10 protein-coding genes are annotated in these 8618 nt (G+C 75.2%); 6 read left to right on the top strand and 4 right to left on the bottom strand.

Going from position 1 to position 8618, the window contains the following annotated elements; all coding sequences use genetic code 11:
• Both DVA66_RS13585 and DVA66_RS13580 read left to right on the top strand, forming a co-directional pair.
• Nucleotides 1-993: S9 family peptidase (locus tag DVA66_RS13585; protein ID WP_157974000.1), on the top strand; the 993-nt coding region annotated here is incomplete at its 5' end.
• On the top strand, nt 990-1499 hold the full coding sequence (locus DVA66_RS13580) for a DUF6328 family protein (protein ID WP_114560569.1): 510 nt from the start codon (nt 990-992) through the stop codon (nt 1497-1499). The genes DVA66_RS13585 and DVA66_RS13580, both read left to right, overlap by 4 nt.
• A gap of 4 nt (nt 1500-1503) precedes the next feature.
• Here DVA66_RS13580 and DVA66_RS13575 read toward each other — a convergent pair whose 3' ends face one another.
• Entirely contained in the window at nt 1504-1821 is a 318-nt protein-coding gene (locus DVA66_RS13575; protein ID WP_114560568.1) for an antibiotic biosynthesis monooxygenase family protein, read from the bottom strand.
• 94 nt (nt 1822-1915) lie between these two features.
• Here DVA66_RS13575 and DVA66_RS13570 point away from each other — a divergent pair, with 94 nt between their 5' ends.
• The 4 genes from DVA66_RS13570 (at nt 1916) to DVA66_RS13555 (ending at nt 5167) form a co-directional block, all read left to right on the top strand.
• Nucleotides 1916-2893: a metal ABC transporter substrate-binding protein gene (locus DVA66_RS13570; protein ID WP_114560567.1), complete on the top strand. Its 978-nt coding sequence runs from the start codon at nt 1916-1918 to the stop codon at nt 2891-2893.
• The gene (locus tag DVA66_RS13565) at nt 2880-3716 is read left to right on the top strand and encodes a metal ABC transporter ATP-binding protein (protein WP_114560566.1); all 837 of its coding nucleotides are present in this window, start codon (nt 2880-2882) and stop codon (nt 3714-3716) included. Before DVA66_RS13570 ends, DVA66_RS13565 begins: the two co-directional genes overlap by 14 nt.
• Nucleotides 3717-3718: 2 nt before the next feature.
• Entirely contained in the window at nt 3719-4711 is a 993-nt protein-coding gene (locus DVA66_RS13560) for a metal ABC transporter permease (RefSeq protein WP_408608912.1), read from the top strand.
• A gap of 66 nt (nt 4712-4777) precedes the next feature.
• Complete coding sequence (locus tag DVA66_RS13555; RefSeq protein ID WP_114560570.1) at nt 4778-5167, top strand: Fur family transcriptional regulator; 390 nt, start codon at nt 4778-4780, stop codon at nt 5165-5167.
• A gap of 7 nt (nt 5168-5174) precedes the next feature.
• Here DVA66_RS13555 and DVA66_RS13550 read toward each other — a convergent pair whose 3' ends face one another.
• The 3 genes from DVA66_RS13550 to DVA66_RS13540 all read right to left on the bottom strand — a co-directional run.
• Nucleotides 5175-6683: a M1 family metallopeptidase gene (locus DVA66_RS13550; protein WP_114560565.1), complete on the bottom strand. Its 1509-nt coding sequence runs from the start codon at nt 6681-6683 to the stop codon at nt 5175-5177.
• Nucleotides 6680-7423, bottom strand: coding sequence for a DNA repair protein RecO (gene recO, locus DVA66_RS13545; RefSeq protein WP_114560564.1), 744 nt, complete (start codon nt 7421-7423; stop codon nt 6680-6682). Before recO ends, DVA66_RS13550 begins: the two co-directional genes overlap by 4 nt.
• A gap of 4 nt (nt 7424-7427) precedes the next feature.
• Nucleotides 7428-8618 (bottom strand): hypothetical protein (locus DVA66_RS13540; RefSeq protein WP_114560563.1); only part of this gene is annotated, 1191 nt, incomplete at its 5' end.

Below are 8618 nucleotides of genomic sequence, written 5' to 3'. Positions count from 1 at the left end.
CGGCCGGCGTCCGCCCGGTCCTGGCCCGTCCCGACCGGCCAGGTGGCCGAGCTGACCGCCCACGCCGGCGGGGTCGCCACCGTCGAGACCGACGCCGACGGCGGCCGGGCCGTCCGGCTGCGCACCCTCGACGGCGGCGTCACCACGGTGGCCGCGGTGGCACCGCCGACCGACCGGCCCGGCGACCTCGGGCTGGTGCAGGCGATCACCGTGGGCGAGGGCGAGCAGCGCACCCACGCCTTCCTGCACCTGCCGGCCAACGCCGACGCCGCCGGCCCGGAGGGCCAGGCGCCGCCGCTGGTGGTGTTCCTGCACGGTGGACCCACCGGGCACACCCTTCCGGTGCGCACCGCCGCCATCGCCTACTGGACCACCCGCGGGTTCGCGGTGGCCGACGTCAACTACCGCGGCTCGGCCGGGTTCGGGCGCGCCTACCGCGACGCGCTGCGGGGACGCTGGGGCGAGAGCGAGGTGGCCGACGTCATCGCGGTCGCCACCGAGCTGGCCCGCCGCGGGCTGGTCGACCCCGACCGGATGGCGGTGCGCGGCGGCAGCGCCGGCGGGTTCACCACCCTGGCCGTGCTGACCGCACCGGAGCACCCGTTCGCCTGCGGCACCTCCTTCTTCGGGGTGGCCGACCTGGCCGCGCTGGCCGCCTTCACCCACAAGTTCGAGTCGCGCTACCTGGACCGGCTGGTGGGTCCGCTGCCCGAGGCCGCCGACGTCTACCGCGAGCGCTCCCCGCTCAGCCACGTCGACCGGCTGTCGGTGCCGCTGCTGGTGCTGCAGGGCACCGAGGACAAGGTGGTACCCCCGGAGCAGTCGGAGGTGGTGGTGGAGGCGGCCCGGGCCAAGGGCCTGCTGCACGACTACCTGCTCTTCCCCGGCGAGGGCCACGGGTTCCGCCGTCCCGAGCACGTCGCGGCCTGGCACCGCGCCGAGCTCGACTTCTACCGCACCGTGATGGGTCTGGGCGAGGACGGGTCGTCGTGAGGCAGGCCGCCCGCCGGCACGCCGACGAGACCGCCGACCAGCGGCTGGACCGGAACTGGAACGAGCTGCTGCAGGAGCTGCGGGTGGCCCAGACCGGGGTGCAGATCCTCACCGGGTTCCTGCTCACGCTGCCCTTCGGCACCCGGTTCGACGAGCTCAGCCCGGTGCAGCACCAGATCTACCTGGTGGTGCTCGGCACGTCGGTGGTGGCCACGGCGCTGCTGGTCGCCCCCGTCGCGTTCCACCGGGTGCTCTTCCGCGGCGGTCTGCGGCCCTGGCTGGTGACGCGGGCCCACGGGGTGGCCACCGCCGGTCTGGTCGCGCTGGCGTTCACCATCGTCGGCGTGCTCTTCCTGATCTTCGACGTGGTGCTCGGCCGCGGGCCGGCGCTGATGGCCCTGGTCGGTGGGCTGGTGCTCTTCCTCAGCCTGTGGGGGGTGTGGCCCTCGCTGATGCTGCGGCACCGGATCCCGCGGGACGACCGGCGCGGGCCGGCGGGACGCTGAGCATTCAGCCGTCGGCCTGCCCGCGGGGCCGGTTGACGCCGACCCGGTCGGGGTCGTCGTAGGCGGTCGGCTCGTCCACGGCCCGGCTGAGCAGCGGCACCACGACCATCTTCGCCTCCAGCCCGTGGAGCGCCCGCCGGTAGGAGCCGACGTCGGCCCACCGGGTGGTGATGGTCCACAGGTCCGGGTCGTCGAGGTTCCGGCCGAGGTCGACACCGAGGAACCCGGGTCGGGCGGACAGCACCGCGACCGCCGCCTCCGCCTGCGCCACGAACTCAGCGGCACCCTCCGCGGGCACCCGGAACCGCGTCAGCACGATCACGCGCCCCTCCTCGCTCCTCGACCGGCCACACCCTACGGCTCCGTCGACGCCGCCGGTTTGACTTCTCCCTGTCACAAATTCGAGAATCATTCTCATGTCGACGTCCCTGCGCGCGCTCTGCGGCACGCTGTCCGCCACGGCCCTCCTCCTGGTCGCCGGGTGCGGCACCGGATCGGAGCCGTCCGCACCCGAGCCTGGTCAGCTGCGGGTGGTGACGGCGCTGTACCCGTTCCAGTTCGTGTCCGAGCGCGTCGCAGGGACGTCGGCGCAGGTCTCCAACCTCGTCGCACCGGGCGCGGAGCCGCACGACCTCGAGCTCAGCCCGCGCCAGCTGATCGAGATCGCCGAGGCCGACGTCGTGGTCTACCAGAGCGGCTTCCAGCCCGCGGTGGACGAGGCCGTGGCCCAGAACGCGCCGGAGGTCGTGGTCGACGTCGCCGACCTCGTCACCCTGCAGGAGGTGCCGGGCCACGCGCACGGCGAGGAGGAGCACACGGAGCCGGCGCACGCCGAGGAGGACCACGAGGGCCACGACCACGGGTCGGAGCAGGGGCTCGACCCGCACACCTGGCTCGACCCGGAGAACCTGGCGGCCGTCGCCACCGGGGTCGCCGACGCGCTGGCGACCGCCGCCCCCGAGCAGGCCGCCACGGTGCGTTCGAACGCCGAGGCCCTGGAGCAGGAGCTCGACACCCTCGACCAGGACTTCGCCACCGGGCTGGAGACCTGCGAGCGGCGCGAGTTCATCACCTCCCACGCCGCCTTCGGCTACCTGGCCACCCGCTACGACCTGGAGCAGATCGGGATCAGCGGGATCAGCCCGGACGCCGAGCCCTCCCCGGCCCGGATCGCGGCGATCCACGCCGAGGCCGAGGAGCACGGCATCACCACGATCTTCACCGAGACCCTGGTCTCCCCCGCCGTGGCAGAGGCCATCGCCGGCGACCTCGGCCTGACCACCGACGTCCTCGACCCGCTCGAAGGGCTGACCGAGCAGTCCCGCGGGAGCGACTACATTGCGGTGCAGCGGGCCAACCTCGAGGCCCTGCGGACGGCGAATGGCTGCAGCTGAGGGGGTGCCGGTGGTCGCGGACCGGCAGCACCCCCCGACCCCAGGCGTCCCCGCCGACGCGCTGGTCGAGGTCGACGACCTCACCGTGCTGCTCGGCGGACGGCCGGTGCTGCGCGGCGTGCGCGCGCAGGTGCGGGCCGGTGAGGTGGTGGCCGTGATGGGCGCCAACGGGTCGGGCAAGACCACGCTGGTCCGGGCGATGCTGCGGCTGCTGCCGGCCGCCACCGGATCGGTGCGGCTGTTCGGCAGCACCAGCGCCCGCGGCACCGACTGGGCCCGGATCGGCTACGTCCCGCAGCGCTCGACGCTCAACCTGCGCAACGCCACCGTCGGTGAGGTGGTGATGTCGGGACGCCTGGCGCACCGCCGTGCGCTGCTGCCCGCCTCCCGGCGCGACCGGCAGCGGGTGCGGGAGAGCCTGGAGCGGGTCGGCATGGCCGGCCGGCGCGCCGAGCAGATGGTGCACCTGTCGGGCGGTCAGCAGCAGCGGGTGCTGATCGCCCGCGCGCTGGCCGGCGACCCCGAGCTGCTGGTGATGGACGAGCCGCTGGCCGGGGTGGATGCCGAGAGCCAGCAGGCGGTCGCCGACGTGCTGGCCGGTCTGGTCGCCGACGGGCTCACCGCGCTGGTCGTGCTGCACGAGACAGGGCCGCTGCTGCCGCTGCTCACCCGCGCCGTGGTGCTGCAGGACGGCCGGCTGGTGCACGACGGCGCGGTACCCGAGGTCGGGCTGCCGGGCGGGCACGAGCACCACGAGCTGCTGGGCTCCCCCGGTCACCACCAGCGGGTGTTCCGCGACCCCGCGGCGGAGGAGGAGGACTGATGCTGGAGCTCCTCGGCTACGACTTCATGCGCCGGGCGCTGCTGGTGGCTCTGCTCACCGGGGTGATGGCGCCGGCCATCGGCACCTACGTGGTGCAGCGCCGGCTCAGCCTGCTCGGCGACGGCCTGGGCCACATCGCCATCGCCGGGGTGGGGCTGGCCCTGGTCACCGGCAGCCAGCCGCTGCCGGTGGCGGTGGTGGTCGCCGTCCTGGGTGCGGTGCTGGTGGAGGTGCTGCGTCAGCACGGGCGGGCCTCCGGCGACGTGGGGCTGGCGATCCTCTTCTACGGGGGGCTGGCGGCGGGCGTCCTGATGGCGGGGATCACCGGGGCCGGCGCCGGCGCGCTGTCGCAGTACCTGTTCGGTTCGCTGACCTCGCTCACGACCACCGACGTGGTGGTGGTCTGCGTGCTCACCGTGGTGGTGCTCGTCCCGGCGGTGGGACTCAGCCCGCAGCTGTTCGCGGTCTGCGCCGACGAGGACCACGCCCGCGTGCTCGGGCTGCCGGTGCGGCTGCTCAACCTGCTCGTCGTCGTGCTGGCCGCGGTCGCCGTCACGGTGTCGATGCGCACCGTCGGGCTGCTGCTGGTCAGCGCGCTGATGGTGGTGCCGGTGGCGGCGGCCCAGGGGCTGGTCCGCGGGTTCACCGCCGGGCTGCTCGCCGCGATGGGTATCGGCGGGCTGGTCGCGGTCTCCGGTGCGGTCGGCAGCTTCTACGCCGACGTGGCCCCGGGGGCGCTGATCGTGCTGCTGGCGATCGCGGTGTTCATCGCCTCCTGGCCGCTGAGCGCGGTCCTGCAGCGACGCCGCCAGCGCGGCCACGCGGTCGCCGACCCGCCGCTGCTGCCGCTGCCGCACGCCGCCGCCGAGCAGCACCTGCACCGTCACGGCGGCCCCGACTGCGACCACGAGCCGGTCCGCCACGGCGACCACACCGACTGGGTGCACGACGGGCACCGCCACGCCCGCCACGGGGACCACTGGGACGAGCACTGACCGCGAGGTGAGCCGCCTCCGGTCCCGGGTAGGGTCGGGGGCCGAGCACGACAGGAGGTGGAGGTGATGGCAACCAGCGCACCGCAGCGACGCACCCGCCAGCAGGCGGCCGTCGCCGACGTCCTGGCCCAGCTGGACGACTTCCGCAGCGCCCAGCAGATCCACGCGCTGCTCCGCGAGGGTCCCTCCCCCGTCGGCTTGGCCACGGTCTACCGCGCGCTGCAGTCGATGGCCGACGCCGGCACCGTCGACACCCTGCGCACGGCCGAGGGCGAGCAGCTGTACCGGCAGTGCTCCACCGGGCACCACCACCACCTGGTCTGCCGCTCCTGCGGGCGCACCGTGGAGGTCGCCGCGCCGGAGGTGGAGGCCTGGGCCGCGCGGGTGGCCGCGGCCAACGGCTTCCGCGACGTCCGCCACGACCTGGAGATCTACGGCACCTGCGGCGACTGCTGAGCCCGGCTCAGCCCAGGCCGACCTCGGCGGTCCGCGGCGGCGCGGTGGTGCCGCTGATCCAGGCGTCGTACCAGGGGTCGAGGTCGGCCTCGGTGCGGGCGCGGGCCTCGGCGACGAAGTCCTCCAGGCTGGCGGTGCCGCCGCGCTGGGCCCACTCCCGCATCAAGGTGGTGAACTCCGCCTCACCCATCACGTTGCGCAGCGCCTGCAGCGCCATCGGCCCGCGCTCGTAGACGGTGGCGAAGAGCTGCTCGGCGCCCGGGTCGTCCATCCGCACCCGCCAGAAGTCGGCCCTTCCGGCGAGCGCGTCGTAGTGGCGCTGCAGCTCCTGCTGGGCGGTGCGGCCGCCCTCGTCCTCGGCCACCACCCACTCCAGGTAGGAGGCCCAGGCCTCGTTGACGAAGATGTCGTCCCAGCGCTCCAGGGTGACGTGGTCGCCGAACCACATGTGCGCCAGCTCGTGCACCAGCAGGGTGTCGGCGAAGCCGGGGTCGTCGAGGCTGCCCACGTGGTAGACCGGCCGGGTCTGGGTCTCCAGCCCGCCGAACCAGAACGGGAAGGACGGCACCACGCCGCCCATCTCGGTGAACGGGTACGGGCCGAGGTGCTCCTCCAGCGCCGCCACCCACTGCGGCGTCTCGGCCAGCTCGGCGAGCAGCCGCTGCTGCTGGTCCGGCGGCAGGGCCTCGCTGACGGCGTACACGTAGGGGCGTCCGGCGACCTGGCCGGCCTCGAGGCGGTAGCGGCCCACCACCACGAAGTTGAGGTAGGTGGCCATCGGCTGGCTGGCCCGCCAGTGCCAGGTGTCCCAGTCGGCCTCGGTGCCGATGTCGCGGCTGACCAGGGCGCCGGTGCTGACGGCCTGGGTGCCGGCGCGCACCCGGATCCTCGACTCCATCAGGGCCGGGTCGCTGGGGTGGTCGTTGGCCGGGAACCACCAGGCCGAGCTCTCCGGCTGCCCGGCCGCGCCCTGCTCATCGCCCTGGCGGTACCAGGGGGTGCGGACGCCGCGGACCGGGGCGACCTCCAGCGGGTCGCCGGCGTAGGCGATCCGGACGACGAACGTCCGCCCCTCGGCGACCGGCCGGTCCGGGGTGATCTCGACGTCGTGCTCGGGCCAGGTCTCGACGTCGGCCTCCTCGCCGTCGACCCAGGCCGCGCTGACCGGTAGCGCCAGGTCGACGTGGATCTCGGCGAGCTCGTGGGTGGCCCGGGCGGTCATCTCGGTGACCCCGCCGACGGTGGTGCCGTCCACGGTGATGTCGATGAGGTAGTGCTGGGCGTCGTAGCCGCTGGCGCCGTAGGACGGGTGGTACGGGTCGCCGGCCCCGGCCAGCGACTCGTCCCGGCTGGGACGCCCGATGCCGAGCACCGCGACCAGCACGACCACCATCACCACCGGCAGCGCGAGCGCCGGCACCAGCGCACCCCACCCGCCGCGGCCAGACGTCGGCGGGGCGACCTGCTGCCCGGGCGGACGGGTCAGCAGCGGCGGCCCGGCCGGCGGCTGGCTCACTCCCGCTCCAGGTGGGCCAGCGACCGCAGCCCGCGCTCCAGGTGCCAGGCCACGAACGCCGCCACCAGACCGCTGGCCTCCCGCTGCCGCGCCGGTTCGGCGTCCCGGGTGGCCGGCCAGTCCCCGGTCAACAGGGCCCCCATCAGCGCCAGGGTGGCCGGGGCCGGGACGGCCGTGCCGGGAGGCCGGCAGCGCACGCAGACCACTCCGCCGGCCGCCGGGGAGAACGACTGGTGCGGGCCTGCGACCCCGCAGCGGGCGCAGTCGGAGAAGCTCGGCGCGTAGCCGGCGGCGGCCAGCGCCCGCAGCAGGTAGGAGTCCAGCACCATGGTCGCCGGACGCTCACCGTCGGTGGTGCCCTGGCTGAGCACCCGCAGCGCCCCGGCCAGCAGCAGGAACTGCCGCCGCGACGGCTCGCGCTCCTCCACCACCAGCCGGTCGGCGGTCTCCAGCATCACCTGCCCGGCGGTCCAGCGCCGGTAGTCGCGGGAGAGCGGGTCGCCCCAGGCGTGCCGGCACTCCACCTGGGTGACGACGTCGAGGGTGCGCCCGGTGGCCAGCTGCAGGTCGACGTGGCCGAACGGCTCCAGCCGGGAGCCGAACTTGGAGGTGGTCCGGCGCACCGAGCGGGCCACCGCGCGGATCTTCCCGCGCTCGCGCGACAGCATCGTGATGATCCGGTCGGCCTCACCCAGCTTGTGGGTGCGCAGCACGATCGCCTCGTCACGGTAGGTCGGCACCCGCTCATTCTCCCCCGCCGGCCAACCTGGCGCCGGAGGCCGCACCGGACGCGGTGAGTGCGTCGAGCAGCAGCTCGGCCTCCGCGGCCACCCGGTGCAGGTCGGCGAGGATGTTCTGGCGCCGACGCTCGGGCACCTCCGACCCGGCACCCGCAGGCAGCCGCCGCGGGATCGTCATCAGCAGCCACCAGAACGCCTTGCGGACGAACCGGCTGCGCACGGCCAGACCGAGCTCGTCCTCCCCCAGCCGCACCCCGGCGGCGGCGAGGGCGTCGCGGTAGGCGCGGTGGCAGTCCCCGGCGAGCCCGGGCTCGCGGCCCAGCGCCGGGTTGGGCAGCCCGACCAGGTCGGCCAGGTCGCGTCCGACCGGGGTCAGCTGCACCGCGGTGAGGTCGAACAGCACCAGCCGGCCGTCGCGCACCGCGAGGTTGGAGCGGGTGGCGTCGCCGTGGCTGGTGGTCAGCGGCAGCCGGGCGACCTGCCGGGTCAGCTCGTCCTCGGCCCCGGCCAGCGCGGCCAGCAGCTCGGTGCAGCGGTGCCGGACGTCCTCGGGCACCCGTCCGCTCAGCACCCCGGCGCGGCGGCGGAGCTCGGCGAAGGAGGGCAGCGTCCAACGGCCGACCTCGGCCAGCCAGGGGTGCTCGGCGTCCAGGTCGGCCGCGGCCCCGACCGGCACCAGGCGGCGGCCGTTGAGCTCGCCCAGCGCGCGGGCGGCGAGCAGCAGCTCGGCCGGGTCCTGCAGCGGGCGGACCTCCCCCAGGTCCTCCAGGAACAGGTGCCAGCGGTCGGCGCCGTCGGCCTCGGCGTGCAGCAGCCGGGACGGGCGGTAGCCCTCACCGCCCTCCAGCAGGCCACTGCGGTAGGCCAGCAGCTCGCGCGGCACCGGCCCGGCCAGGGTCTTGCGGACCAGGCTGAGCGGACGGGTTCGGCCCGGGCCGTCCAGCACGGTGCGGACGGCCACCCCGGGCACCCGGTGCCGGACCACCGTCTCCACGTCGGAGCCCGAGCCGACCGCGATCGGCTCGTCGACCCAGCGTCGTGGCGCCCGCCCGGCCAGCCGCTCGAAGGCCCGCCGGACCGCGGTCGGGTGGACCGGTCGGCCGGCCGCGAGCCGGCGGCGGGCCAGCACCACCGGGCGGGGTGAGCGTGGCACGAGCGCCGGGTGGTGCAGCAGAGCCACCGCCCACCGGTGCAG

This window comes from Desertihabitans aurantiacus, assembly GCF_003344635.1.
Taxonomy (GTDB): Bacteria; Actinomycetota; Actinomycetes; order Propionibacteriales; family Propionibacteriaceae; genus Desertihabitans; species Desertihabitans aurantiacus.
Note: the sequence above shows the minus strand (reverse complement) of the source record. Positions and strands in the feature narration are given on the sequence as shown.

Coding starts and splice junctions, on each gene's coding strand:
- DVA66_RS13555 (WP_114560570.1), top strand. CDS start 4,778: ATGGCAACCAGCGCACCGCAGCGACGCACCCGCCAGCAGGCGGCCGTC.
- DVA66_RS13565 (WP_114560566.1), top strand. CDS start 2,880: ATGGCTGCAGCTGAGGGGGTGCCGGTGGTCGCGGACCGGCAGCACCCC.
- DVA66_RS13570 (WP_114560567.1), top strand. CDS start 1,916: ATGTCGACGTCCCTGCGCGCGCTCTGCGGCACGCTGTCCGCCACGGCC.